This window comes from Mucilaginibacter terrigena (genome assembly GCF_004168255.1).
GTDB lineage: Bacteria > Bacteroidota > Bacteroidia > Sphingobacteriales > Sphingobacteriaceae > Mucilaginibacter > Mucilaginibacter terrigena.
On record NZ_SEWG01000004.1, the window covers coordinates 459495 to 484974 of the forward strand.

The window sequence follows — 25480 nt, forward strand, 5'->3', positions numbered from 1 at the left end:
TGTGTGATAATTAATTATGGGTTTTGGGTTGCCAGCGGGTTGCTTAACACCTCGTCTATCGGTAAATAATAGATAGTGCGCGGGTTAGTGTAAGGCACCGTAAGGTTAGGGTAACCGGCAGGTGTTTTAGACAGATCGACATCAGTCTCTTTTAAACCGGCCAGATGGTAGCCCCAGTAAGCTTTGTTTAATGTGCGTTTGTTACGGAACACATCGTAAGTACGGTGGCCTTCAAATGCCATTTCTATACGTTTTTCATCCAGCACTACATCTAATGCGGTTTTGCCGCCCGGTACAACTTTATTGTACAGTGAACCTTCCAAGCCGCGGTTTTTGCGGATCATATCCACATCGTCAAGCGCATCTGCGGTTTTTCCTGTTTTAGCCTCGGCCTCGGCACGTATCAGGTACATTTCCGCTATCCTGAACATAATTGGCGAGCTTAAATTTGGCAAACCACCCTGGAACGAGAATTTACTGATATAGTACACTTCGATGCCATTTTTCTTCTGTACACCACCCGAGCCATCTGATAAAGGCACAATGTACGACCAGCGAACATCCTCGGGATGGGCCGACATGGCCGAACGTAATGATGATGAAGCATATTCCTCGCCCCAGCCCGAGTTACCGTCTGAGTAGATCATTGATGCGATAGAACCAAATTTTCCGTAATCGTCAACCGGGGTAAATGCCACGCAGAAGATAGTTTCGCTGCTGGTGGTTGCATTGGCAAATAAGGTTTTGTATTCGTTTTTATTAGCTAAAGTGAACTTACCTGAGTTAATTACCTTGTTTGCATACTCAATGGCTTTAGCGTTATCTTCTTTGTAAAGGTTAACACGCGCCAGTAACGACCATGCGGCTTCCTGCGATGCGTATTGCACACCACGTGGCTGGGTCATTAATGTCGCGGCTTTTTCGGCATCGGCAATAACAGAATCATAAACCTCCTGAACAGTTGAACGCGCCTTTTTAGCCGGATCGGTAAGGTTGGTACGCAGGATGATACCAGGCGCACCAGGGTCAACAGAATATGGCTTGGCAAATAACCTTGCCAAATTAAAGTGGCAGAATGAACGGAGGAAGTAGCACTCGCCCAGCAACTGGTTGGTAGCCGCATCTGTTTTCCCCGATTTTTCAACCGCATCTATAACGGTATTTACACCTGTAATGATCTTGTATGATATATACCAGAAGTAACGGGTGTTGCCCTGCGCCGGCGAATGATCAAGGCTAAAGCTGTAGTACAATGGGTCGGTAGTTACCTGGCCGCAAACAATATCATCGCTGGCAAAATCGCTAAGGTGATAAAACTGGCGCAGGTACATGTTGTTCTGGTCTACCGTACCGTTAAACTCAATATGGTCCTTAAACAAAGCGTAGGCTCCGTTCAGGGCGTTAGTTAAACCATCGCTGGTGGTTACCAGTGTGCCGGTACTAATGGCGTCGCTTGGGTTAACATCTAAGTTTTTACAGCTGCTTGCCGCAACTAACACAAGGGTTATAATGGAGAATATTTTCTTTTTCATATACTTAATTTAATAGGCTGGGACCTGCTTAAAAGTTGAAATTAACGGTTAACAAATATTGGCGGTTGTTAGGGTACTTAAAGTCTGATACGCCCGGTGTTGCAAAGCTGCCCGGTGTAATGGTAGTTTGCGGGTCCTGGCCCAAAAAGTTCGAGAACGTAGCAACGTTATCGGCAGTTACACCTACTGTTACACCCTTCATGGCTATTTTGCTGGCCCATGCGGTTGGCAGGGTATAGCTAAAAGCAATGTTACGGATGGTGAAATAGCTGCCATCCCTTAAATAACGGGTTGATGTTTCGGTAGAGTTGGCCGAGTTTTGCGGGCTTGGCTCTGTAGCCTGTGTATCGCCCGGGCCACTCCAGATCTTAGCGCCGGCAGGCAATTGTATCTGGTTGTAGTATGGTTCGTGGCCGTCGTTCATCATAAACCTTAAGTTGTTGCTAAATACTTTGTTACCATAGTTAAAGTAAGTACTTACACGTAAGTTAAAGTTTTTATATCTAAAACTGTTGTTAAATCCACCCTGGAACTTTGGCAGCGCCGAACCTACTTCCTGGTTGGTAGCCTGCGCATAGTCTGATGTTTTTTCGCTGGCCACAGCTTTACCTTCGGTATTGTAAATGATCTTTTCCCAAACCGGGGCGCCTGTCTGCGCATCAACACCTAACCATTTTGGCATGTAAAATTCAAAAAGATCGCCGCCGTTGCGGTAGATCTGCGAGATGCTCCACGAACCTGTTTTGATGATATCCGAAGGGAAACCTGATAGTTTGTTGTTGTTAAAGTTGATGGTAAAATCGGTGTTCCACTCAAAATCTTTGGTGCGTACGTTGGTTGAGTTGATCCCCACCTCGATGCCTTTATTAATTACAGTACCCGCGTTATCCCATTTGGTTTCGAAACCAACTGATAACGGCTGCGATACCTGCAGCAACAGGTCCTTGGTATCGTTACGGTAAACATCCACGGTTAAATTTACGCGGTTAAATAAACCGATATCAATACCGGCGTTTATCTGGCGCTTGCTTTCCCAGGTTAAGTTAGGGCTTGCCAGCTGGTAAGGTACCGCGCCTACCAATGAGTTATACTGGGTAGTTAACGAGAACAGGCCCAGATACCGCGATGCGCCGATATCCTGCGTACCGGTAATACCGTAGCTGCCACGTAGTTTTAAGTTGCTGATAATGCTGTTATCGGCCATAAAATCCTCGTTGCTGGCTAACCATGCTGCCGATACCGATGGGAAACCACCGTACCTGTGGCTTGGCGAAAAGTTGGAAGAACCATCATACCTGAACGACCCCGACAGGAAATATTTGTTTTTGTAGTTGTAGTTTACCTGCGATATTAATGATTGCAGGATGTACTTATTGTTAGCGCCGTTAACCAGCTGGTTGTTTGATACTACGTTAAGCACTTTCAACCCTTCGGGCAATCCTTTACCGGATGCGCCCGAGTACTCGCTTTTACTGGTCTCGAACGCGCCGCCTACAAAGCCACTCAGGTTATGATCGCCCAGTTTAAAATCAAATTTTAATAACTGGTTGCTGATAAGGCCGTAGTTAAGGGTGTTCAGTTCATCAATATAACCGGTGCCATGGTAGGTACCTGCTGCAACCGGCGATACAAAATTAGTCCCTTTATCAAATGACGATGCAACCCTGTTTGTACTGGCAAATGTTAACCAGTTGGTAATGCGGTAATTAATACCCAGGTCGTAATTTATGTTGAACCCTTTGTATGAGTGATCGGAGTTTTGTACGGTGTTAAGCGGGTTGATCTTATCCCTCGACCACCATTTAAAGGTAGAGTTACCATCTACGTAAATTGGCTTGCCATTGGCATCATAAGGGTTATCCCAGGGCATGTTCAGGAACGAGTAGTACACGTCCATATAATCGTAGCTTTTGCCCTGCGATGCGCTCAGGTTAATATTGTTGGTAACATCAAGTTTTTTAGAGAAGTGGTAAGTTGAATTACCGCGCAAGTTAACACGCTCGAAATTGGTGTTAACAAATGTGCCCTTCTCTTTATAGTACGATGCACCCACGTAGTAATCATTTTTTTCTGTTTTGCCACTGGCAGACAGGTAGAAGTTATAAATAGGGGCTTTTTTAAACGATTCTTTCGACCAGTTATAATCCTGGTTGCGTAACGCTAAGGGGCGCTCGGCATAAAACTTTACCAGGTCTATCTTGTAAGAGTTATCAGTTGCGCCTACAATGTAATCGCGGTAAAACTCCTTTTGATAATCGTAAAGCTGGTTACTGTTCATCAGGTTCATTTTGCCAAAATCGGCCGTGCGGAAACCTGTAGAGATCTTGGCCTCGAACCTGGTTTCGCCTTGTTTGGCGGTTTTGGTTGTGATGATGATAACCCCCGCGTTTGCCTGCGAACCATACAAGGCGGTAGCGCCGGCATCCTTCAGTACGGTAATGCTTTCTACGTCGTTAGGGTCGTAGTTACCGCCTATGATACCATCAACCACAAAAAGCGGGCTTTGGCTGGCATTAACCGATGATACACCGCGCAGCCTTATTTCGGCAACTGCACCGGGCGCGCCACTGCTGTTTACTACCTGCAAGCCGGCAACCTTGCCCTGCAGCATAGTACCTACATCATTCGCGGTAACGTCTTTAAGCTTGTTGGCCGATACTACCGTAACAGCGCTGGTAAGCTCGTTTTGTTTTTTGCTGGTATAACCTACCACAACAACATCGGTTAGTTGCTGTACATCCTCGGTAAGTTGTACCTGCACGCCTGTTTGGCCTCCGGTTACCGGCACTTCCTTTGAAAGGAACCCTACAAAGCGGATAACTAATGTTGCTTTGCCCGCCGGCACATTCACGGTGAAATCGCCGTTAATGTTTGTCATGGCGCCTATGGTTGTGCCTTTAACAGAAACCGTTACGCCGGCCATGGGCTGCTTATCAAGCGCGGATACTACACGCCCCGTTACCGGTAAGGTTTGCGAAAAACCCTGCAGGCAAAACATGATAGCGCAAGAACAGATAAGTAAAATTTTCCTGATCATATTGTGTGAATTAGTTTATAGTTTTTTGCTTGGATATTTGGTTATTGTAAAAGTGATGTAAAATTGTTGTTAACGAAATACCACGGGCAGGGCGCAAACGTAAAAGAGGGTTACGCAAACGGTTGCATGATTTACGCAAACGTTTGTTCTATTTTACGCAAACGTTTGTGTAAAATTCAGTTACCGGCTCATTTGCAGATTATTATTGGCTGTTTAGGGCACAAAGCACCACTAAAAACCTGTTCGCGTCAAAAAGAAAAGATAATTATTTGGCGGGGGTGTAATCTATCATCTCCGAATCGATGATATGCTGTAGCAGCGGGAGTTCGGTTGCATTGGGTTTTGCAGCATTGTTTATCAACTCGAAAAGAAAGCCCGCCGCCATTGACGATTGCTTGTAGGCAAATTGCTCTATTGATGCCAGCGGCACGCTATCCATGTACTCCCAAATGGGCAGGTTAGCAAAGCTGATAAAACTGATATCTTTATTTACCACCAGCCCGGCGGTCTTAACAGCGGCTATGCAATCCAGCAAAACATAATCGTTAAATACGATAACAGCGGTAGGCGGTTCCTCCAGCGATATCAGCTTGTTTATGGCCTTCAGGTTATCGGCCTTGCCCAGGGTTGTTGATACGATGATGTCCTGGTCTACCGGCAGGCTGTTCTCCTTTAAACAGCGGATGTAGATCTCTAAGCGCTGCAGCGTGGCAGCCAGTTTAGCAGGGCCGTTGATAAGGCCAATACGGGTGTGCCCCATATTTACCAGTTTGGTTATAGCCTGCAGCATACCCGAAACCAGGTTACAGGCCACGTAATTGATATCTTTACGGCTTGGCACCCTGTCAAAAAACACTACGGGGATGTTGTATTTCTTCAGGCTGTCGAAGTGGTCGTAGGTGGATGTTTCTTTGGTGAGCGATACCAGCACCCCGTCTACACGATGGTCTTTCATGTTCTCCACTATCTTTTTCTCGCGCTCGAAATTATCAAGCGACTGCCCGATGATCACATTGTAATTACTGGCCTCGGCCGAATCCTCCACCCCGGTTAGTGCGGCCGAAAAAAACGGTTCGGACAGGTCGGGGATGATAACGCCTATGGTATAAGTTTTACGTTCTTTAAAGTAGATGGCCATTTTATTGGCCTCATAGCCCAGCTCTTTGGCTACCTTGTGTACCCGCATAGTGGTTACAAGCCCAATGCTCGGATGATCGTGCAGGGCCCGCGATACGGTGGATGCCGATACATTAAGCCGCTTGGCTATCTCTTTAATAGTAGGTAAATTATTCCTCGACATTTTATGCTGGTACGGGCAATTCTCAGGTAGCTAAAATACTATATTAATTGTAAAGCTAACAATTTAGCCGCTGCAACAATAATACATTACAATTAGCCATTTATATAATGGCTTTAAAATATAACGGCCCTGCACAATGCAGGGCCGTGTGTTTATATCAAAATTGGGGGCTTATTTGCTTTTTTGGGCGGCTGCTGCGGCAGTTGCGCTAAACAGGCTGATGGCTTCGGCGTTGTTAGCCTCCTTAGCGTAGTCAACAGCGGTTTTGTGCTGGTTATCTTTTGCCCTTGTATCCGCGCCATTCCGTAACAGTGTTGATGCTGCTTCGATATTACCTGCCTGCACGGCGGTAATCAGAGCGGTTGCACCGGTGCTGTTTTTAGCATCCAGTTTAGGGTAATGGGTCAGCAGCAGATCGGTAATGCGGATGTTTTTTACCGATGCAGCCAATATCAGCGCGGTGTTGCCGGTTTTGTCTTTCACATCAACATCGGGGTTCCGTTGCAGTAATAATAGTACCGCCCTGTCGCTTCCGTTTTTTACGGCAGCAATTAAAGGCGAATTGCCCTGATCGTCTTTAGTATTTACATTAGCGCCTTTTTCTAAAAGGTATTTAACAGCCGGGATATCGTTTTCCTGTATGGCCGTAAAAATGTTTTGCGCGAACGTAGGCAGGGATAACATTAAGGATAAACTTAATAGCGAAAGTGTTTTTTTCATTTGCATTGACTTAAAGGGGGTTATGAGTTAAATTTTTTTCAAGGGAAACTACGTAGAAACACGTGGTTTGGACTTAATCCGGTGTTACCTGAAAATTAAGTGCATAGTGCAAAATTTCGTATAGGGCAATGGGACCAAGAGTGTGATTAAAAAATAAAATCAAAAAGATGCCTAAACGTTACCCAAATTAACAGTTGCATTATTTTAAAATTTGATTAATAGTTTATATTAAACGAATGATAATAAATCAACACGCACTCAAATGACATTTAGATGACATTGCACTATATTTCCGATGAATTTGGCCCGTGTTAATTTACGGCGTCCAGTTGCAATACTACACTGGTATGGTAGCTGTTCACCTCGGGGTTAATGCCTACATTCATCAGGAAATCGCCTTTGTAAACCAGTTTACCTTCTAAAACAGAGCCGGTGCCGGGGTACAGGTTTATCTCCTTAACCGAGTATTTTTTCTGTGGATCGAGGCCCTTAAAACGGATAGGCGCTTTGGTACCTGCGTTATACCGGTTGTTCACCAGGTAGTTAAACACCACCGCTTTTGATTTGGCGGCATCTACATACATCAGCGAGGCGACATCGTTCCCCCATGGGCTTTGCAGGCGGTATTGGTCGCCATGCCATATGATATCCTTAAGGGCATCGTAGTTCTTTAAGGCTTCGTGGCAATAGGCCAGTTCCTGCTCGTTAAGCTTGCCTACTACAATATCAAAGCCCATTTTACCCATCATGGCCACATCAATTTTAAACTTAATGGGTTGTTTGCCCCAATCGGTAACGTGGTTTGAGCTGGCAATAGCCGGGAAAAAGTAAGAGTATTCCCATTGGATGAACACCCTTTCCAGCGGGTCGGTGTTATCGCTTGGCCAATACTCGGTAAAGTATTTAAGCGCGCCGTAATCAACCCGGCCGCCACCACCCGAGCATAGCATCAACGGCACTTTTGGGTATTTAGCGCGCACCCTATCCAGCACTTTATACAACCCGCGCACGTAATCGGTGTAGAGGTGGGATTGGTCTTTCTTGAGGTACGGCGAATAAGCGTTATAGATAACCGCGTTACAATCCCACTTTAAATAAGCCAGCTGAGGGTTTTTGGTAAAAAGGTTATCCACCACGCCGAATACAAAGTCCTGCACCTTGGGGTTAGTCAGGTCAAGCACCAACTGGTTCCTGAAGTATTTTTCGGGGCGGCCGCTTTCTTTGATCACCCAATCCGGATGGGCTTTGTACAGGTCGCTGGCGGGGTTAACCATTTCGGGTTCAATCCAGATCCCAAACTTTACACCATTAGCCTGCGCCTCTTTAACCAGTGAGCTGATGCCGTTTGGCAGTTTCAGCTTGTTCTCCTGCCAATCGCCCAGGCCGGCGTTGTCGCCGTTACGGGGGTGATTGTTGCCAAACCAACCATCGTCAAGCAAAAACATATCAACGCCAAGCTTTTTGGTATCCTTAAACAACTGCGCCAGTTTAGGCTCGTTAAAATCAAAATAGGTAGATTCCCAGTTGTTCAACAGCGTAAGCCGCGTGCCCTCGCCGTCAACAATTTTATATTTGCGCGCCCAGCTATGCAATTTGCGGCTGGCATCGCCCGTACCGTGGTCGCTGTAGGTATAAACCAGCGCGGGGGTCGCAAACTCTTCGCCGGCTTTTAAATGGTACTCGGCAGCGGCGTTGTTTATACCGGCAATTAGTCTTAAATAGTTTGATGGCTCGGGACTCAACTCAAAATCAACCCTAAAATTACCAGACCATTCCAGCGAACCCAGCAGCACTTTACCCTCGTCTTCGGTAGCAGGCTTGTCCATCGATATAATAAAGGTTGACGGTTCGTATAGGTTGGCGCGGGTGCCCAGCTTGCTGTCAATGGTTTTTATACCGTGGGTTAATTTGCTTTCTTCAGGTCTCATTTCTGTCGCCCAGTTGCCGTGGTATTGTTTCAGCCAAAAACCATCAGCCTTAAAATTAAGATTGGCAGAAGCGAATTTATTCAGCGTAACCACGCCCTTCTCGTTATGCGTAATTACCGACCACTGCTCGGTAACATCCTCTTTAAAAAATGTTTTATAATAAAGCTTTACTTCAAACGGGTAAGCGGGATCTTTTAATGTTACGGTTAACATTGAAACGTTATCGTCAATTTTTGCTACCGCATGGCTGATATAATGCAAATCAAGGGATTTATTACCATCGGCATGGGTAACCGTTATGGCAGGCTCCGCAAGATTTGCCGATCCTGATGGCGTGTATGCATCGTCCAGTATCCCCGAATCGTCATTGGGTTTGTACATTTTCTGGATAGAACCATATTCTTTGGCATCGCTTAGCTTCGTGCCAAAATAAACCATCTTCAGGTTCTTTTGGGCGTCGGTTTGCAGTACCAGCGCGTTGTGCTGCGTTTCTACAGGGATGGTTACTACTTGCGCATTGGCGAATAAGGCCACCGCAATAAGGCATGCGGTTAACAGGTAATTTTTGCTTCTCACGTCAATAATTGGTTATAAATGTACAATAGACAATAATACGGCAAAAAAAAGCCCATAACAAAATGTTAAGGGCTTTTTATATAGTGTTTTATGAATTACAGCGATTCTACAAACGCCACAAGGGCATCACGCTCGCTTTTCGACATATTATTTACCTTATTTTTAGCGGATAAGGCTTCACCGCCGTGCCACATAATGGCCTCCATCAGGTTGCGTGCGCGGCCATCGTGCAAAAAGTTGGTGTGGCCGTTTACCTTTTGGGTAAGGCCTATGCCCCAAAGCGGTGCCGTGCGCCACTCTGTTCCTGTTGCTAAAAAATCGGGGCGGTTATCGGCCAGGCCGGCACCCATATCGTGCAAAAGCAAATCGGTAAAAGGGTGGATAAGCTGGTTGCTTACCTGCGGCAGGCTTACATCAACCCCGGTGCGCATATCTGCCTTGTGGCATTTAATACACCCCGCAGATTTAAATAAGCCTTTACCCTCCACAACCTTAGCATCGGTTGCGATGCGGCGTGCCGGTACCGCCAGGCTACGCACGTAAAATTGTACGCTGTGCAGCAGGCTATCCGTCAATTCGTACGATTTGCTGTTAGGGTCGCTGTCAAACTGGGTTTGGCCTTCGCTGCTCTCTTTTGGGAACAGGAAGTTGGTGATACCGATATCGCCGTTATAAGCCGCTGCTACCTGCTGCAATAAGGTTGGCTGGTTTGCTTTCCACCCAAAACGGCCCAATACCTTTTGGCTTTTAAGTACATCCCAAACCATGTTAGGTTTCCCGCTGATGCCGTCGCCGTCTTTATCGTCAGCATCGGCATTGGCTAAAATTGTATTGTCGGAAATAGCTTCTAAAAGCCCCAAACCAAATATCGGTGCCGCCACGCGCGGCGACAGCATTACATTACCCGGCATGGTAGTATACAGGGCGGTGAATGTATAGGTTGGCGCCCTTAACTTATAAGTTGCGCCATCGGCAAAATGGTAGGTGGTTTCGGTGTAGGTAATAGCTATATCACCCTCGCGCGGCTTGCCTAACAGTGCACGGCTTTGCAGCTGGTCGCCATAGCCGGGTACAGGAACCGGGTTACCATGCTCGCCCTCGCCGGGGATACTTAACCTGAACAGCATATTGGCTGCCGATTCGCCTACACCCGGCACTTTACCGCGCCCATCGGCCACGTGGCACGACCCGCACGATACGTTATTGAATACAGGCCCCAACCCCGGGTTTAACGGGGCCGGCGCCGATACAAATGTTGCGTTGAATTGCCCGTCGCCAATTTCATGTATCCGTACAAGGTTGGCAGGCAATGAAGCAAAGGCATGCGAAAAAGCACCTCCGCCCTGGTCAAAGGCGGTTTGGCTGCCGCCGCTTAGCCACTCGCTGTCGGGATTATCATCTGGCGATATACTATCAGCTTTCCTGCACGCTACCTGCAAGGCAACCATCGTGGCAAGGATAAATAATACAGCTATAGTAGTCTTTCTCATGTCGGTATATTCGCTCTCTAATCTTATTATTTGGTGTACTGTACCAAAAATGGTTTTAATTTACCGTCAAGCACTTCGGCAAGCTCGGTAATCTTATTCATGGCGTTCTGCACTTTCGATTGTTCTGATATTATCGCTTCGCCAAATGGTTTATCAATAGCATCAAGGGCAGCTATCGCGGCGGCATGCTTGCTTTTTATCTCGGCATCCAACGACAGGTTGTTTGCACGAACCACATCTTCAACACCTTTGCCATCGGCAGCAAAGTTGCCCTGGTAAATAGCCATTATGCCTTTTATATTGTTTGTAAAATCAGTTATCGAGTTTTTAGCGAAGGGGCTTTCTTCCAGATTAGGATCCTGCTGATCAAACGGTTCCTTCAGTTTTGAATCGGCTACCTCGCCGCAAATGCCTGCCATACCATCGGCAATTTGTACAAATGCAGCTTGTTGTGTAGTAAACTCGCTTGATCCTTTGCCCGCATTAGCCAGCTGATCTTTATAACCGTTTGTCCAGCTGTCTTTCACTTCTTTTGAAAGCTTCACCAGGTTTTGGGTAAGCGCCGCCAGGAAATCTTTTTCACGTGGTTTAAGTTGCGCTGCGGTTTTAGTACCGTTTTGGCCCCAAAGTATATACTCTATCGGGTGGAAGCCTTTTAACGCATCGTCAAGCCCGTCAACATAGGCTTCGTTAAGCACATCGCTGCTGTTCAGGATGGTTTCAAGCGCGTTAAAATCAACCGGCCAGGTATCAATGCGCGGGTCGATATTTCCAGATTCAACCGGGCCAAATAACCAGGCCTCGCTTTGCTCCCAGGTGGTGCGGATAGCTTTCCATTTAGTACGCGCTGTTGCTAAGTTAGCATCGGTAGGTGTGGTGTTCAGCGTAGTAACAGCGGCCTGCAATTCCTGGGTTTTAGCGTACATATCATCGTACGATGCGGCGCAAACATTGGCAGATATGTTGGCCAGCACTTCTGTTTTTAGCGTAGCGTTATCGGCATTGTTAACCGGGTCGTTTTTTGAACAGGATAAGGCCAGCAATGTAACCGGCAATACCAGTGCAATTGATCTTTTGATAGATGTATTCATATATGTTTTAACTTAAGTGGATGATAATTTGATTATTGATAACTTCTGTTTGATACGTTTTTAAAGGGCGCAGGGCGGGTTCTTTAACCACCTTGCCATCCAGGTCGAACACGCTGCCATGTGCGCTGCAAAATATTTTGTTGGCAGCCGGGGTAAGGCCCACGCCTTCGTGGGTGCACCTTAAATAAAGGGCTTTGTAAGCTTCGCCATTTTTAATCAGCAGGATATCGTACTCTAATTGTTTGCTGCGCACCACCAGCATATTGCCTTTACCTGTAAAGCTATCGGTGCCAACTTCTACCTGCCCGGCTTTTGTACCCGCCAGTTTGATCATGGGCAAGGGTGCCGAGCACGATTCTAAAAAAGATAAACCCGAAGCCGTTAATATACATGCCGCGCATCCCGATTTGATAAAGCTTCTTCTGCTGCTCATTTTATTAAAAATTATAGGCAACGCCTAAGTTTATAAACCCGTTGTTTTTGAAATACGGTACCTGCTGCGGAAACGGTGTTACAATAAGGGCCTGGTTAAAATCGCCGGTCATACGTCGCACATAATCGCCTTTAATGGCTATACCCCTGATGGGCTTGTAGGTGAAGCCCCCAACTATATAATGCTTTTCGTTTGCTTTGTTCTCTATCCCGTTCGATGGTATTTTGGCGTTCAGGTTCAGGTATTCGTACCGGCCAAAAATGATGAAAGCCTTTTCGCCTTTGCTTGCCGGGTATAGCAGGTCGTATCCTACTTCGGCGTATCCGCCATACATGGTTTGCGGGGTATTATTGGCAAAAGCGCGGTTAATAGCATCCGCATTTTTGATATTAACAACCGTACCTATAGCACGCACCGTAATACCCGATGCCGAGTACTGCATATTTACCTCGCCCAATGATACCGGGTTACCAAACACCCCCGAGTTAAGCTGCAGGCTATCGGCCACGCGCTGTTCCTTAGCTGTTGAACCGCCAATATAGCCTGATGCCTGGATCCTGAAATCGCCCACGTAATATAATAAAGCGGCGTTAACACCAAGGTTTAAACCATTGGCCGCCTGGCCCAGTTGCCTGCCGCCGCCAATACCATTAGCACTGTTAAAACCTTCGGAGTTTAAGCCGTTGGTAACCGATAAACTATAGTTTAAACCGGGGATCTGTGTGAACTGACCGTATAAGCCAACGCCCACTTCGCGCCAGGTTGATGGAATAATTTGCTCTTCCAGAAAGGGCCTGTCGACACCGTTAAAAGTTGTAGGCAGGTGGTTCTCGTTTATAAAACCTATACGGGGTACAAATAAACCGGCCACTAAATAAGTATTGGGATTAAGGTTGAATTTTAAAAAAGCCTGCTCCATTGAAATTTCGCCCAGGCCACTGCTATTGCCGCCGTTGGCTACCAGCGCGTCTTCAACCTCTAATTCGGTAAAAAGGGATATTTTATTGTTGAATTTATGCCCTAAGAAAAGCACTACCCTTTTAAGGCTTGCTTCGGCGCTTTTTCTTTTCGTATCGATGCCATATTTAGCTTCGCCATAACCCGAGATAACAGTCGCCTGTTGTTTATGAATTAAACCCGCCGAAAGGGAATCTTCCTGTGTTAAAACCTGTGCCGATGCTTTGTTTATGAACAGGCCGGCTATTAATAATATGATTAAAGTAACTTTCTTGAATTGCATAGCTCAAATTTGCCTGCAAATATAATTCTTATTTAGATTAATTATAATTAAAAATAAAATCGATAAAAGTTGCTGTAAATAAGCATTTTACCCGGGTCAATATTTTATAAATTGCAGTTTAACACCATAACATGAAATACCTGGTTATCTTTTTAACATTTGTATCCTTTAATTGCATGGCGCAAGATTATAACACCATGCTTTCCGCCCATCGTAAACAATATAAAGCCGATTTTATAACGGATAAACATTCGCCATTAAAAGAAGCCGACTTGCCTAACCTGCACTTTTTTGATGCCGACAGCACCTACCGGGTAAATGCCGAAGTGGAATTACTGACCGGTCAACCGATATTTAAGATGCCTACATTTAACGGCGCGCAACAAGAGCACATCCGTTATGCGCGGATCAAATTCATGCTGAATGGTAAACCGCAGCAACTGTTTATCTACCAAAACGTAACCCTATCTAAACGGCCGGAATTTGCCGATTACCTTTTCCTGCCATTTTTAGATCAAACAAATTCTGAAGAAACTTATGGCGGCGGGCGGTACATCGACCTTAAAACTACCGACATTAAAAACGGCCACACCCAAATTGATTTTAATAAAGCCTATAACCCATATTGCGCTTACAGCGATGGCTACCAATGCCCTATGCCGCCACGAGAAAATACCCTGAAGCTAAAAGTTGAAGCCGGCGAGAAACAATATACGGGGGAGAAAAAACACATGTAATATTTTGAGAAAGGACGAAAAGACAAAGGACAAAAAACAGAGGTCTAACCACCTTTATCTTTTGTCCTTTTTTTAGTTGTTGCAGTGTGTGCAGCTAATCGCTGATCACTAACCTCTAAAGGCTGTTTATCCAGTTTACCAGGTCTTCGCGGGTTTTGCCTGTTTTTTGCTGTAAGCGACCAAGTGTTTCGTCGTCCTTACCTTCTTCGTGTACCAGGTCGTCGTCTGTCAAATCGCCGTAGGCTTGTTTTATTTTCCCTTTCAACTCGTTCCAGCCGCCTTTTAATTCTAACTTATCCATGATTTGTTTCTCCTATTTTAGATGTAAATAGAGAACGCTTGATAAGTAGTTTGGTTTGATAAAAGGCGAAAGACTGGTTTAATCTACCCTAAATTAATAAGACGCAGTCGCTCGCCCCCGGGCGAGTGATCATTATTAGGAGGCCTCCGGCCGCATAGTTCAATTAACGGCGGCAAGATGCGCGCGGCTCTTTGGCGCAATCGCCCCCTTAGTATGTCCTAATAGCACCCTCGAATAGTGGTATTACGGCCATAGCTTTGTATTGTACATAATTGATAAAGGATATTAAACTTATAAACTATGAAAGACGAAATTTTAAACCGTTTTGATAAAACGACAGATGAGTTAATTGAATTACTTGCCCCGCTCAGCGACGAGCAACTCAATAAGGTTCCTTTTGAAGACAGCTGGACAGCAGGCCAGGTGGGCGATCATGTTACCAGATCTTATGATGCAGGTGCTGTTTTAAACGGGAATGTAAAAGCGGCAGACCGCGCGCCTGACGAAAAATCGGCCGAGGTAAGTAAACTATTTTTAGACTATACTATAAAAATGGAATCGCCAAAAGAGATCCTTCCGACAAATGATGTGATAAACAAAGACAACCTGCTTGCCTCGTTAAAAGCAAGGATCGCAGATTTACGGGAGGTAATTATCAATAAAGACCTAACGGAGATCTGCCTGGATTTTGCCATACCAGGGTTTGGCGAATTTACCCGTATGGAATGGATCGGTTTTTTCACGGTTCACACCCAAAGGCATATCCATCAACTGAAGACTATCATTTCAAAAATCAAATAAACATTTAAGCTGATCCCATAAAAACAAAAGCCATGAAACAAGATGCTGCAGCGCAATTTCCTGTTTCATGGCTCTTATAATAGTCTTGGTTCTTTACAATGCTCCTGCCTTTATCTCGTCCACTATAGCAGGATCAAGCAAGGTGCTGGTATCGCCTAAGTTAGCGGTATCGCCTTCGGCGATCTTCCTCAGTATCCGGCGCATAATTTTGCCCGAACGCGTTTTTGGCAGTCCGCTTACAAACTGGATCTTATCCGGCTTGGCAATGGCGCCTATGATGCGCGCTACCGTCATGATGATATCTTTTTTGGTAAGCTCGGGATCGTCGTGCAGGTTGGGGCATACCACAAAGGCATAAACACCCTGGCCCTTAATATCGTGCGGGTAACCCACCACGGCGCTTTCTACCACGCTGCTGTGCATGTTGATGGCATTCTCTACCTCGGCGGTACCAATGCGGTGGCCCGAGACATTCAGCACATCATCTACACGGCCGGTAATGCGGTAATAACCATCCTCGTCGCGTAAGCAGCCATCGCCTGTAAAATACAGGTTGGGGTAAGTGGCAAAGTAGGTTTGGCGGCAACGCTCGTGGTCGCCGTAGGTAGTACGCAGCATGCCCGGCCACGGGAATTTCATACAAAGGTTACCGCTTACGCCGTTACCTTCAATCTCTTTACCGTTCTCGTCAACCAAAACGGGTTGTACACCAGGTAATGGCAAGGTAGCATAGCCCGGTTTGGTTGGCGTTATACCCGCTATGGGTGATATCATAAAGCCGCCGGTTTCGGTTTGCCACCAGGTATCTACTATGGGGCATTTGCCCTGCCCTATTTTATCGTTAAACCAGTGCCAGGCTTCCTCGTTTATGGGTTCGCCAACCGAGCCAAGCTTGGTAAGCGAGCTGAAATCTTTTCCTTTTAACGCATCATCGCCAAAGCTCATCAGCGAGCGGATGGCCGTTGGAGCGGTATATAATATGTTCACTTTATACTTTGCAACAATGTCCCAAAGGCGGCCCTGGTTTGGCCATGACGGGATTCCCTCGAACATTACCGATGTTGCCCCCTGTGTAAGCGGCCCGTAAGCAATGTATGAGTGACCGGTTATCCAGCCGATATCTGCCGTACAAAAATAAACCTCGCCGGGCTGGTACCGGAAGGCATTGCTAAAGGTGTAGCCGGTATAAACCATATAGCCACCGCAGGTGTGCACCACGCCTTTTGGCTTACCTGTCGAGCCGGATGTATAGAGCACAAACAGCATATCTTCGGCATCCATTTCTTCGGCAGGGCAATCCAGGTTGCCCTGGGTTTCCACCTTTTTAACTTCATCTTCCCACCATACATCGCGCCCTTTTATCATCGATACAGGTGTACGGCTGCGGGTTAAAACGATAACTTTTTTTACTGATGAACACTGCACCAGCGCGTCATCAATAATTGATTTCAGCGGGATTTCCTTGTTCCCCCTGTAACCGCCATCGGCGGTTATCACAATATTACATTCAGCATCCTTTATCCTATCGGCAATAGATTGCGCCGAAAAGCCCCCAAACACCACCGAGTGGATGGCACCTATGCGGGCACAGGCCAGTACGGCAATGGCCAGCTCGGGCACCATAGGCATATATATACAAATGCGGTCGCCCTTTTTGGCTCCATTATTTTTTAGCACATTGGCAAACTGGCAAACTTTATCGTGCAACTGGCGGTACGTTAAAATACGATGATCTTCGGCAGGGTCATTTGGTTCCCAGATTATGGCAGGGGTATCTCCGTTCTTTTCCAGATGGCGGTCGAGGCAGTTTTCGGTAATATTAAGTTTGGCGCCTTTAAACCATTCAATTTTAGGTTCTTTAAAATTCCAGTCCAGTACCTTGTCCCACTTCTTTTTCCATAAAAAATTATTGGCTATTTCTTCCCAAAATTGTTCAGGCTGTTCAACGCTTTTGCGGTACACCTGCTGGTATTCTTCAAATGATTTTACTTGCATGGCAGTATATAAATGGTGGCGTAAATTAGTAATTTATGAGCTATCCGCGCATTAAATTTCAACTTTTTAAAATATTTTAAAAAGTGTATTTTATACACATTACTTTACAGGGAGTTCCTGTTAGGAACATATCAGCAAGTTTGGGCAATAAAGCGGGTGCCGAATACAGTGCTTTTAGCGATGTTAAAAATATTCGAAATATTTTAAAAACACTATTGCCTATCTCACTTAAAAACCTGATATTTGCAAACTCTTTTTAGGAAAAGAACGAGAATTAAAAAATATTTGTCATGTCAAGAATTTGTGATTTAACAGGAAAAGGCTACATGAACGGCTTTAACGTTTCTAACTCAAACGTTAAAACCAAGCGCAAGTTTTATCCTAACTTAAAACTAAAAAGGTTTTATATCCCTGAAGAAGATAAATGGATCACTTTGAAAGTATCTACTTCGGCACTTAAAACCATTACCAAAAACGGTATAACAGCTTGTATCAACAAGTTTGTAAAAAAAGGCTCTATTTAATATTAATAGATTGTTGGGGCTACGGTAAAGATGTGATATCCTACCATTGGCAGGCAACTCAAAACATAAAAGAAAATGGCTAAGAAAGGCAACAGGGTTCAGGTAATTTTAGAATGCACAGAGCATAAAACCAGCGGCATGCCGGGTATGTCTCGTTATATTACCACCAAAAACAAAAAGAACACTACCGAAAGACTGGAAATGAAAAAATTTAACCCGGTTTTAAGGAAGGTAACTTTACACAAAGAGATTAAATAATCTAAGCTGATTGCTGTAGGTTGCAGGATTATAATTAACCTGTAATTGTAAGCACAACTTATAAAAACATAAAAACATGGCTAAGAAAGTAGTTGCAACGCTGAAAGTAGCGGGTAAAGGAAAAGAGTTTTCAAAAGTGATCACAATGAGCAAATCACCACGTACGGGTGCTTACTCGTTCAAAGAGCAAATTGTTGCTAACGATTTCATCAAAGATGCTATTGCTGGTAAACAGTAATAACTTTTAATTAAAATATAAAAGCCGTCTTGTTCGCAACGAGAGGGCTTTTTTTGTTATTGCGGATGCGCTGATAGGATGATACGCAAATATGCCAACCATAATATCCAAACATCCCGGTTAGAATTGTTAATTTGCATATCTGCACATTTAAAATCTGCACATCTTACTTATGGGATTATTTGATTTTTTCAAGAAAAAGGAAACCACGCAGCAGGAACAGCAGGCGCTTGACACCGGCCTGGAAAAAACAAAGGACAATTTCTTCTCCAAGATAACCAAAGTAATTGCCGGTAAAAGCACCGTTGATGATGATGTGCTGGACGACCTGGAGGAAGTGCTGGTAACATCAGATGTTGGTGTAAGCACTACTCTCAAGATCATCGGGCGCATCCAGGCGCGTGTGGCAAAAGATAAATACGTTAACACATCCGAACTTAACAACCTGCTGAAGGATGAGATCCAACAGTTGCTGGCCGAAAACAATAGTAACGATTTCCGTACGTTTGAATACGGCTCGCAAAAGCCTTATGTGATAATGGTAGTTGGCGTAAATGGCGTAGGCAAAACCACTACCATAGGCAAACTGGCCCACAAACTAAAACAAGCAGGCAACCAGGTAGTATTAGGCGCTGCCGATACCTTTCGCGCGGCGGCGGTTGACCAGATAAAACTTTGGGGCGAACGTGTTGACGTAAAGGTTGTAGCCCAGGCTATGGGCAGCGATCCGGCATCTGTCGCGTACGATACTTTGCGATCGGCGGTGGCCAATGGCGACGATGTGGCCATAATTGATACCGCCGGCCGTTTACATAATAAGGTAGGCCTGATGAACGAGCTTACCAAAATTAAAAACGTAATGCAAAAGGTGGTACCCGGCGCACCGCACGAGATACTGCTGGTGCTGGATGCATCAACCGGGCAAAACGCCATTGAGCAATGCAAACAGTTCACCGAGGCAACGGCCGTTAATGCTCTTGCCCTAACCAAGCTTGATGGCACCGCAAAAGGCGGCGTGGTGATAGGGATATCAGATCAGTTTAAGATCCCGGTAAAGTACATAGGTGTAGGCGAAGGTATGGAGCATTTGCAATTGTTTGATAGGAACGAGTTCGTAAACAGCCTATTTAAATAATTATTGTTTTCACCGATTAATATAGATTAAGACGATTTCACTGATTAGAAATGGCGGAGTTTGAAAAAGATTTGTTAACCGAGAAAATAATTGGTTGCTGCTTTGAGTTCACAAAGGGTTGGGACCAGGGTTTTTAGAAAAAATATATTCCAAAGCGCTACAACACCAACTTCAATTAGAAGGATTGAGCTTTGAGATAGAAAAGGAGTTTAATCTGTATTTTAAAGATAAACTCGTTGGCCATTTTCGCTGTGACTTTTTTATTGAAAACAAGGTTATTATCGAGATAAAATCATTTGCAGGAATTTATACACCTGTATTATTTCAAAAACAAGTGCTGTCGTATTTAAGGGCAGCCAAAGTAAAAACCGGACTGCTTATAAACTTTGGTAACGTAAGCTGTTCTATAAAACGATTCTCTGTTTAATTTAACCCATTGACAAAATCGGTGGAATCAAAAAAATCAGTGAAATCTGTGAAAAAACATAATGAGGACAAAAGAAATTACAAAGCCGATACTAACAAAGAAACCTCGTGTAAACGTGGTTACTTTAGGCTGTTCAAAAAATATATACGATAGTGAGGTACTCATGGGCCAGCTTAAGGGCAGCGCTTATGACGTGGTTCACGAGTCTGATAAGATGCGCAGCGATGATATAATCGTTATAAATACCTGCGGCTTTATTGACAATGCCAAGCAGGAATCTATCGATACCATACTGCAATATAGTGAGCTTAAAGACCAGGGCAAGGTTGGTAAAGTCATCGTTACCGGCTGCTTAAGCGAGCGCTACAAGCCCGAGTTGGAAGCCGAAATAACCAATGTTGACGCCTACTTCGGTACTAACGACCTGCAAAATATCCTGCAAAACATCGGTGCAGATTACCGCCACGAACTTATTGGCGAGCGTTTATTAACCACCCCATCACATTTTGCTTACTTTAAAATTGCCGAGGGCTGTAACCGCCCCTGCTCGTTCTGCGCCATCCCGCTGATGCGCGGCAAACATGTGAGTACACCTATCGACCAATTGGTTAAAAATGCTGAAAGCCTGGTGAAGAACGGCACCAAAGAACTGATACTAATAGCGCAGGACCTGACCTACTACGGCCTCGACCTGTACGGCAAACGTAACCTCGACGAATTGTTACGCCGCCTTAGCGATGTGAACGGCGTAGAATGGATCAGAATGCAGTACGCCTACCCTTCGGGCTTCCCGATGGACGTTTTGGATGTGATGAACGAGCGCGATAACATTTGCAAGTACCTGGATATGCCTTTACAGCACATTACAGATAACATGCTAAAATCGATGCGCCGCGGGCTTACCAAACAAAAAACCATTGATGTGGTGAACGAAATTCGCGACCGCGTGCCAAACATCGCCATGCGTACTACACTGATAACCGGCTACCCCGGCGAAACCCAGCAGGACTTTGAAGAAATGGCGCAATGGGTAGAAGAAACCAAATTCGACCGCCTGGGCTGTTTCACTTATTCGCACGAGGAAAAAACACACGCACATAGCCTGATCGATGATGTTCCCGAGGAAGTAAAGCAGGAACGCGCCGACGCCATTATGGAAATTCAGCAGGGCATCTCCTTCGATAAAAACCAGGAGAAGATAGGCAACACCTACAAAGTGCTTATTGATAAAAAAGACGGCGGTTACTTTGTAGGCCGTACCGAATTTGATTCGCCGGAGGTTGATAACGAGGTATTAATTGATGCAGCTATTGATTACGCAGCTGTGGGCACCTTTGTTAACGTAAAGATCGACACCGCCGAGGATTTTGACCTTTATGGACAAATTGTAAAATAAAACCCTTTTTGCAGGCTGCATGTTGCTATTAACATTTTAAAATCTAATTTCGACTTTCTGATTTACAGGGATTAGGCCAAATCTAAAACCGTAAATCTGCAATCGTAAATAAAATGGACGCAGCCTGTATTGATTATAAAGACACCGGGTATTTTTCCCAAACGGTTATCGATTACCTGGAGAACGTTCCGGAGTTAAGGTCGTTTTACAGTCACCGCCCCACCCTTAAAGGTTTCGCCGAGTTTTTTGATCACAAAAAAGTTATTGCCAACCGCGACCTGCTGGTTGAGGTTTTATTAGAGCAATATTTTGGCAGTTCACAAAACGGCGAACCGGAACTGGAATCTGCCGGGCTTATCCGCAAACGCATCGAACTCCTAAAAGAAACGGATACGTACACCGTTACTACCGGCCACCAGCTGAATATATTTACGGGTCCGCTATACTTTATTTACAAGATAGTTACCGCTATAAAACTTTGCAGGCAGCTAAAAGAGGCGCATCCCGATAAGGATTTTGTGCCAGTTTACTGGATGGCATCCGAAGACCATGATTTTGCGGAGATAAACTACACCAACATCGGCGGCAAAAAAGTGCATTGGTGGTACGAAGCTTCGGGCGCTACGGGGCGTATCAACCCCGATACTATGCGCCAGGCTATTAACCAGTATAAAGGTGTGCTGGGTATAGATGGGCACTCGTCAGAGCTTGGTGAAATGGTAGAAACTGCTTACACTAAATTTGATAAGCTTGCCGATGCCACCCGCTACCTGGTAAATGCCCTTTTTGGCCGCTATGGTGTAGTTATTATCGATGCCGACGACCATCGCCTTAAAGAATCTTTTGCTCCTATCATCGAACAGGATATCATTCAGCAAAACAGCTTTAAAAATATTACCGCCGCTAACGAGCAACTACAAAAGCTTGGCGTACACATCCAGGTAAACCCGCGCGAGATCAACTTTTTTTACCTGAAAGATAACCTGCGCGAACGCCTTGTTTTTGAGAACGACCGTTACAGTGTAATGAATACCGACATCAGCTTTACCGAAGCTGAACTAAAACAGGAAATAAAAACCGCCCCCGAAAGGTTTAGCCCCAACGTGGTGATGCGCCCGCTTTACCAGGAGTGTATTTTACCAAATATTGCCTACGTAGGTGGCGGCGCCGAACTGGTTTACTGGCTGGAGCTTAAATCCAACTTCGATTTTTATAAAGTTGATTTCCCGATACTGATATTACGTAACTCGGGGCTGATTATCCGTAAGGAAACCGCGGCCAAAATAAAAAGCATGGAGCTTGCCCCTGCCGAGATCTTTAAAAGCGCCGACGAGATCAAAAACAACTGGGTAAAAAAACATAGCAGCCACGACCTTACCCTGGCCGACGAATGGCGCGAACTGGAACGTGCTTTTGAAAAGATTAAACTACGCGCCCATAAAATAGATAGTACGCTTGAACCATCGGCTGCCGCGGTACAGGCGCGCCTTAAACACGCTATCGATAACCTGCAAAAGAAACTGGTAAAGGCCGAAAAATGTAACTACCACACCCGCCTGGAACAAATAGAACACATCAAAGCAGATATATTCCCCAACAACAGCCTGCAGGAGCGTTCAGAGAATTTTGGCCTCAGCTACGTAAAATGGGGCCAGCTTTTTATTGACGAGCTCATCCGCAATTTCGAACCGCTTGATTTTAAGTTTACCGTGCTGACGGAGTAAACTATTTTTTTGAAATTCAGGGAATTGACTTATAGAATAGCCAAACAAAAGGCACCTACTGCATCTGGGTTACCCCTACTTTTGTTACCTTTGTAACGCGTTAACAATCTGCACGATATGAGGCCCCGATTAATTCCGTTTATTATTATTACCGCTTTATTGGCGGTAAATATTTTCTTTTCAAGTTGTTCAAAACATAAAGATACACCAGTACCTGTAATTCCTGCTAAACCGGAAGAACCTGCAACACCCGTGCAGGACGAAGTGATTATAACTTCGTTGAGCGTTAATGAAGGGCGCTATAATGATACTGTTTTGATAAACGGGTCGGGATTTAATCTTTTAGCACCGGGTAACAAAGTCACGTTTAACAATAAAGAGGCAGTAGTAGCAGCAGCAACGGGTATACAACTAAAGGTGGCGGTGCCACTAAGCGCGGGCACAGGCGTTATTAAGGTCGTCAATGGCAAAAAATCCGCCACAGGGCCGGCTTTTACGTATAATTATACTCAGCTAATTACTGTGCTTGCCGGAAATGGTTCACTTAACCATCCTTCAGGGTTGGCTGTAAACGCTAACGGAGATATTTTTGTGGCTGATGAGGGCAGCAATCGAATTAAAAAAGTAACCAAAGATGGAGTAGTAACAACATTTGCAGGTAATGGCACTGCCGGGTCTACAGACGGCAGTGGTGTTGCAGCAAGTTTCAACCACCCTTTTGCAATAGCTATCGATAAAAATGAAAATTTATTTGTGACTGAACTTGCGGGTTATGTTATTAGAAAGATCACTCCTGAAGGCGTAGTCACTACAGTTGCAGGCAGTGGTGTAAAAGGTTATAAAAACGGTAACGGGCGTGTAGCTGAGTTTGGAGAATTAAGAGGAATTGCTGTAAATGATAATGGCGACCTGTATGTAACTGATCGTTATAATAGTAATCTTAGAAAAATAACAACTTCGGGCGAGGTTACAACATATATCCAAACAGGTGGACAAACGGGTAGCCTTGCTACGATAGCTATTGATTACGAAAATAATATATACTTTACTGATGTAGCACTTTCTGACCATCCTTACTCTGTTAATTCGGCATATAAAATAAACAACACGGGGATTACACGATTGGATGTTTCGGCAGCAGGTTTTTCCAGCTATGGCTTAGGTGCGATAGCTGCAGATAGCAAGGGGAATAAATATATAGGAAGTGAACGGTATCAAATTCTAAGAATTAGCCCTACTGGTGTAAAAACGTCACTTTCTGAGAAACCGGCTGTAAAAACCACGAACAGCTTAACAGTAAATGCGAGGGCCTTTTATGAAGCTTATGGAATGACTGCAGATGAAAAAGGTAATTGTTATATTACGGATGATTACAAAAATCAAATCTTAAAAGTAGGCTTGCAATAGCTGTTATGCTTCGTTTTTTGCAAGTCGTCAAACTATAACAAAAAAAATGCCTCCCGATAAACCGGGAGGCATTTTCAATTTTGTAAGCTTATATTATTGGTTTACCTTAACGTTAAACTTACCGTTAGTTACGGTTTTACTTTTTACTGCCCCGTTACCAACCAATAAGGTACTAACCTTACCCTTAAATGATCCCTGGATAGTATTGTTTGATGATACGGATGAAAGTGTAACACTCACAGCATTTGAAACATCATCGTCGGCATTTAAATAGGCTTCGTTGTCGGTTGTGGTGTACAGGATAACCGGTTTTTCATCATCATTACCAGAAGTAGCTACGTAAGTTTTGCCTGCGGTTAATGCGCCCGTAATAGTTACCGATAAGGTGTTACCGGCTGCATCAGAACCCTGTATACTGGTAAAGGTTGCACCGTTTACAGATCCTGTTGTACCAACTACGTTTTTATTAAAGGTGGTTTCTGTCCCGTCAATACTGGCCGAAATTGTGGCTGATGCCACTATGTCGTTATCGTCATCTTTTGTGCACGAGCTAAGAGTAACTGCCCCAAGGGCTACGACCGAAAAAATCAATGTCTTAATAAATTTCATAATGTTATTTTTAAAATTGTACTTGTGTACTTCGGTACGTTGTAAACAATAAGGATGCCAAGTTGCTTTGTTCAAAGAAATATTATAGCCTTTTACGATAAAAATTATCGCAATAATAGGTGCAAAAGTTTAAAGATCAATCCTTTACAAACTTCATACGCAAACGAAGAGATTTTTTGAGATCAGGGTTTAGAAGCAAGTATGCTGCTATAACTACGCCTGTACGCATACAGTAAAATCACGTTCAATATCATCATCCCTCCACCCATATACAACAGCGAGGGCGCCATGAAGGCATCAAATAAAAATATATTAAGGGTTATGGGGAATACTACCACCGCGATAAAGGCGGCATAACGGTTGATAAGCAGCAACACCCCGCATACTATTTCGATGGATTTTAATATCGGGAAAAAATAACCTGTGGCTGCAAATGCGCCTAAATAATTATTAGCCTTATCGCCAATGTCCGGGAAACTGACGATCTTATCAATAAAGTGAAAAAAATAATCCGACCCGAATACCAGGAATATAAAGCCGAGCAGCAGTCGGGCTATTAAAGTGATACTTTTCATGATGAT

Annotated in this window: 23 protein-coding genes; 10 read left to right on the top strand and 13 right to left on the bottom strand. The window is 44.7% G+C overall.

Features of this window, described 5'->3' with window-relative positions; translation table 11 throughout:
- Positions 1–14 precede the first annotated feature (14 nt).
- The 9 genes from EWM62_RS12225 to EWM62_RS12265 form a co-directional block, all read right to left on the bottom strand.
- Entirely contained in the window at positions 15–1532 is a 1518-nt protein-coding gene (locus tag EWM62_RS12225) for a RagB/SusD family nutrient uptake outer membrane protein (protein WP_129876943.1), read from the bottom strand.
- A gap of 28 nt (positions 1533–1560) precedes the next feature.
- Entirely contained in the window at positions 1561–4569 is a 3009-nt protein-coding gene (locus EWM62_RS12230) for a SusC/RagA family TonB-linked outer membrane protein (protein WP_238989334.1), read from the bottom strand.
- A gap of 265 nt (positions 4570–4834) precedes the next feature.
- Positions 4835–5869 (bottom strand): LacI family DNA-binding transcriptional regulator, encoded by a 1035-nt coding sequence (locus EWM62_RS12235; protein ID WP_129876944.1) that lies wholly within the window; start codon positions 5867–5869, stop codon positions 4835–4837.
- Between the two features lie 171 nt (positions 5870–6040).
- Positions 6041–6589, bottom strand: coding sequence for an ankyrin repeat domain-containing protein (locus EWM62_RS12240; protein WP_162499834.1), 549 nt, complete (start codon positions 6587–6589; stop codon positions 6041–6043).
- A gap of 311 nt (positions 6590–6900) precedes the next feature.
- Positions 6901–9093 (bottom strand): alpha-galactosidase, encoded by a 2193-nt coding sequence (locus tag EWM62_RS12245; RefSeq protein ID WP_238989335.1) that lies wholly within the window; start codon positions 9091–9093, stop codon positions 6901–6903.
- Positions 9094–9188: 95 nt separating this feature from the next.
- Entirely contained in the window at positions 9189–10583 is a 1395-nt protein-coding gene (locus EWM62_RS12250; protein ID WP_203235038.1) for a di-heme oxidoreductase family protein, read from the bottom strand.
- A 26-nt stretch (positions 10584–10609) separates the two neighbouring features.
- Positions 10610–11674, bottom strand: a complete 1065-nt coding sequence (locus tag EWM62_RS12255; RefSeq protein WP_129876946.1) for an imelysin family protein — start codon at positions 11672–11674, stop codon at positions 10610–10612.
- 7 nt (positions 11675–11681) lie between these two features.
- Positions 11682–12107, bottom strand: a complete 426-nt coding sequence (locus EWM62_RS12260; RefSeq protein WP_129876947.1) for a QcrA and Rieske domain-containing protein — start codon at positions 12105–12107, stop codon at positions 11682–11684.
- A 4-nt stretch (positions 12108–12111) separates the two neighbouring features.
- Positions 12112–13347, bottom strand: coding sequence for a hypothetical protein (locus EWM62_RS12265; protein ID WP_129876948.1), 1236 nt, complete (start codon positions 13345–13347; stop codon positions 12112–12114).
- Positions 13348–13478: 131 nt separating this feature from the next.
- Here EWM62_RS12265 and EWM62_RS12270 point away from each other — a divergent pair, with 131 nt between their 5' ends.
- A complete protein-coding gene (locus tag EWM62_RS12270; protein ID WP_129876949.1) occupies positions 13479–14084 on the top strand; it encodes a DUF1684 domain-containing protein in 606 nt (201 codons plus the stop codon).
- 115 nt (positions 14085–14199) lie between these two features.
- On the opposite strand, the gene EWM62_RS12275 is transcribed toward EWM62_RS12270, so the two are convergent.
- Positions 14200–14385: a CsbD family protein gene (locus EWM62_RS12275; RefSeq protein ID WP_129876950.1), complete on the bottom strand. Its 186-nt coding sequence runs from the start codon at positions 14383–14385 to the stop codon at positions 14200–14202.
- A gap of 300 nt (positions 14386–14685) precedes the next feature.
- Between EWM62_RS12275 and EWM62_RS12280 the strand changes: the two genes are divergently transcribed.
- The gene (locus EWM62_RS12280; protein WP_129876951.1) at positions 14686–15186 is read left to right on the top strand and encodes a DinB family protein; all 501 of its coding nucleotides are present in this window, start codon (positions 14686–14688) and stop codon (positions 15184–15186) included.
- 93 nt (positions 15187–15279) lie between these two features.
- Here EWM62_RS12280 and acs read toward each other — a convergent pair whose 3' ends face one another.
- Entirely contained in the window at positions 15280–17181 is a 1902-nt protein-coding gene (gene acs / locus EWM62_RS12285) for an acetate--CoA ligase (protein WP_129876952.1), read from the bottom strand.
- A gap of 290 nt (positions 17182–17471) precedes the next feature.
- On the opposite strand from acs, the gene rpmB reads away from it, so the two are divergent.
- From rpmB to EWM62_RS12325, 8 genes are all read left to right on the top strand, one after another.
- Positions 17472–17705, top strand: coding sequence for a 50S ribosomal protein L28 (gene rpmB / locus EWM62_RS12290; RefSeq protein WP_067063465.1), 234 nt, complete (start codon positions 17472–17474; stop codon positions 17703–17705).
- 75 nt (positions 17706–17780) lie between these two features.
- Positions 17781–17963 (top strand): 50S ribosomal protein L33, encoded by a 183-nt coding sequence (gene rpmG, locus EWM62_RS12295; protein WP_121246452.1) that lies wholly within the window; start codon positions 17781–17783, stop codon positions 17961–17963.
- Positions 17964–18039: 76 nt separating this feature from the next.
- A complete protein-coding gene (locus EWM62_RS12300) occupies positions 18040–18201 on the top strand; it encodes a DUF4295 domain-containing protein (RefSeq protein ID WP_129876953.1) in 162 nt (53 codons plus the stop codon).
- A 172-nt stretch (positions 18202–18373) separates the two neighbouring features.
- Complete coding sequence (ftsY, locus tag EWM62_RS12305) at positions 18374–19336, top strand: signal recognition particle-docking protein FtsY (protein ID WP_129876954.1); 963 nt, start codon at positions 18374–18376, stop codon at positions 19334–19336.
- Between the two features lie 118 nt (positions 19337–19454).
- A complete protein-coding gene (locus EWM62_RS12310) occupies positions 19455–19763 on the top strand; it encodes a GxxExxY protein (protein WP_129876955.1) in 309 nt (102 codons plus the stop codon).
- A gap of 61 nt (positions 19764–19824) precedes the next feature.
- Positions 19825–21159 carry a 30S ribosomal protein S12 methylthiotransferase RimO gene (rimO, locus tag EWM62_RS12315; RefSeq protein ID WP_129876956.1) on the top strand — a complete coding sequence of 445 codons (1335 nt, stop codon included), beginning with the start codon at positions 19825–19827 and terminating at the stop codon, positions 21157–21159.
- Positions 21160–21272: 113 nt separating this feature from the next.
- Positions 21273–22883, top strand: coding sequence for a bacillithiol biosynthesis cysteine-adding enzyme BshC (bshC, locus tag EWM62_RS12320; protein ID WP_129876957.1), 1611 nt, complete (start codon positions 21273–21275; stop codon positions 22881–22883).
- 117 nt (positions 22884–23000) lie between these two features.
- Positions 23001–24290, top strand: coding sequence for an IPT/TIG domain-containing protein (locus EWM62_RS12325; RefSeq protein ID WP_129876958.1), 1290 nt, complete (start codon positions 23001–23003; stop codon positions 24288–24290).
- A 93-nt stretch (positions 24291–24383) separates the two neighbouring features.
- Here EWM62_RS12325 and EWM62_RS12330 read toward each other — a convergent pair whose 3' ends face one another.
- Entirely contained in the window at positions 24384–24899 is a 516-nt protein-coding gene (locus EWM62_RS12330) for a hypothetical protein (RefSeq protein ID WP_129876959.1), read from the bottom strand.
- Between the two features lie 182 nt (positions 24900–25081).
- Positions 25082–25474, bottom strand: a complete 393-nt coding sequence (locus tag EWM62_RS12335; RefSeq protein ID WP_129876960.1) for a DoxX family membrane protein — start codon at positions 25472–25474, stop codon at positions 25082–25084.
- Between the last annotated feature and the right edge of the window lie 6 nt (positions 25475–25480).

What these genes read in the sequence shown, in the direction of transcription:
- acs (WP_129876952.1), bottom strand. Translation starts at nt 17,181, where the DNA reads ATGCAAGTAAAATCATTTGAAGAATACCAGCAGGTGTACCGCAAAAGC.
- EWM62_RS12330 (WP_129876959.1), bottom strand. Translation starts at nt 24,899, where the DNA reads ATGAAATTTATTAAGACATTGATTTTTTCGGTCGTAGCCCTTGGGGCA.
- EWM62_RS12250 (WP_203235038.1), bottom strand. Translation starts at nt 10,583, where the DNA reads ATGAGAAAGACTACTATAGCTGTATTATTTATCCTTGCCACGATGGTT.
- EWM62_RS12265 (WP_129876948.1), bottom strand. Translation starts at nt 13,347, where the DNA reads ATGCAATTCAAGAAAGTTACTTTAATCATATTATTAATAGCCGGCCTG.
- EWM62_RS12270 (WP_129876949.1), top strand. Translation starts at nt 13,479, where the DNA reads ATGAAATACCTGGTTATCTTTTTAACATTTGTATCCTTTAATTGCATG.
- EWM62_RS12280 (WP_129876951.1), top strand. Translation starts at nt 14,686, where the DNA reads ATGAAAGACGAAATTTTAAACCGTTTTGATAAAACGACAGATGAGTTA.
- EWM62_RS12325 (WP_129876958.1), top strand. Translation starts at nt 23,001, where the DNA reads ATGAGGCCCCGATTAATTCCGTTTATTATTATTACCGCTTTATTGGCG.
- EWM62_RS12255 (WP_129876946.1), bottom strand. Translation starts at nt 11,674, where the DNA reads ATGAATACATCTATCAAAAGATCAATTGCACTGGTATTGCCGGTTACA.
- bshC (WP_129876957.1), top strand. Translation starts at nt 21,273, where the DNA reads ATGGACGCAGCCTGTATTGATTATAAAGACACCGGGTATTTTTCCCAA.
- ftsY (WP_129876954.1), top strand. Translation starts at nt 18,374, where the DNA reads ATGGGATTATTTGATTTTTTCAAGAAAAAGGAAACCACGCAGCAGGAA.
- EWM62_RS12225 (WP_129876943.1), bottom strand. Translation starts at nt 1,532, where the DNA reads ATGAAAAAGAAAATATTCTCCATTATAACCCTTGTGTTAGTTGCGGCA.
- EWM62_RS12240 (WP_162499834.1), bottom strand. Translation starts at nt 6,589, where the DNA reads ATGAAAAAAACACTTTCGCTATTAAGTTTATCCTTAATGTTATCCCTG.
- EWM62_RS12235 (WP_129876944.1), bottom strand. Translation starts at nt 5,869, where the DNA reads ATGTCGAGGAATAATTTACCTACTATTAAAGAGATAGCCAAGCGGCTT.
- rimO (WP_129876956.1), top strand. Translation starts at nt 19,825, where the DNA reads ATGAGGACAAAAGAAATTACAAAGCCGATACTAACAAAGAAACCTCGT.
- EWM62_RS12230 (WP_238989334.1), bottom strand. Translation starts at nt 4,569, where the DNA reads ATGATCAGGAAAATTTTACTTATCTGTTCTTGCGCTATCATGTTTTGC.
- EWM62_RS12260 (WP_129876947.1), bottom strand. Translation starts at nt 12,107, where the DNA reads ATGAGCAGCAGAAGAAGCTTTATCAAATCGGGATGCGCGGCATGTATA.
- EWM62_RS12275 (WP_129876950.1), bottom strand. Translation starts at nt 14,385, where the DNA reads ATGGATAAGTTAGAATTAAAAGGCGGCTGGAACGAGTTGAAAGGGAAA.
- EWM62_RS12300 (WP_129876953.1), top strand. Translation starts at nt 18,040, where the DNA reads ATGGCTAAGAAAGTAGTTGCAACGCTGAAAGTAGCGGGTAAAGGAAAA.
- EWM62_RS12335 (WP_129876960.1), bottom strand. Translation starts at nt 25,474, where the DNA reads ATGAAAAGTATCACTTTAATAGCCCGACTGCTGCTCGGCTTTATATTC.
- rpmG (WP_121246452.1), top strand. Translation starts at nt 17,781, where the DNA reads ATGGCTAAGAAAGGCAACAGGGTTCAGGTAATTTTAGAATGCACAGAG.
- rpmB (WP_067063465.1), top strand. Translation starts at nt 17,472, where the DNA reads ATGTCAAGAATTTGTGATTTAACAGGAAAAGGCTACATGAACGGCTTT.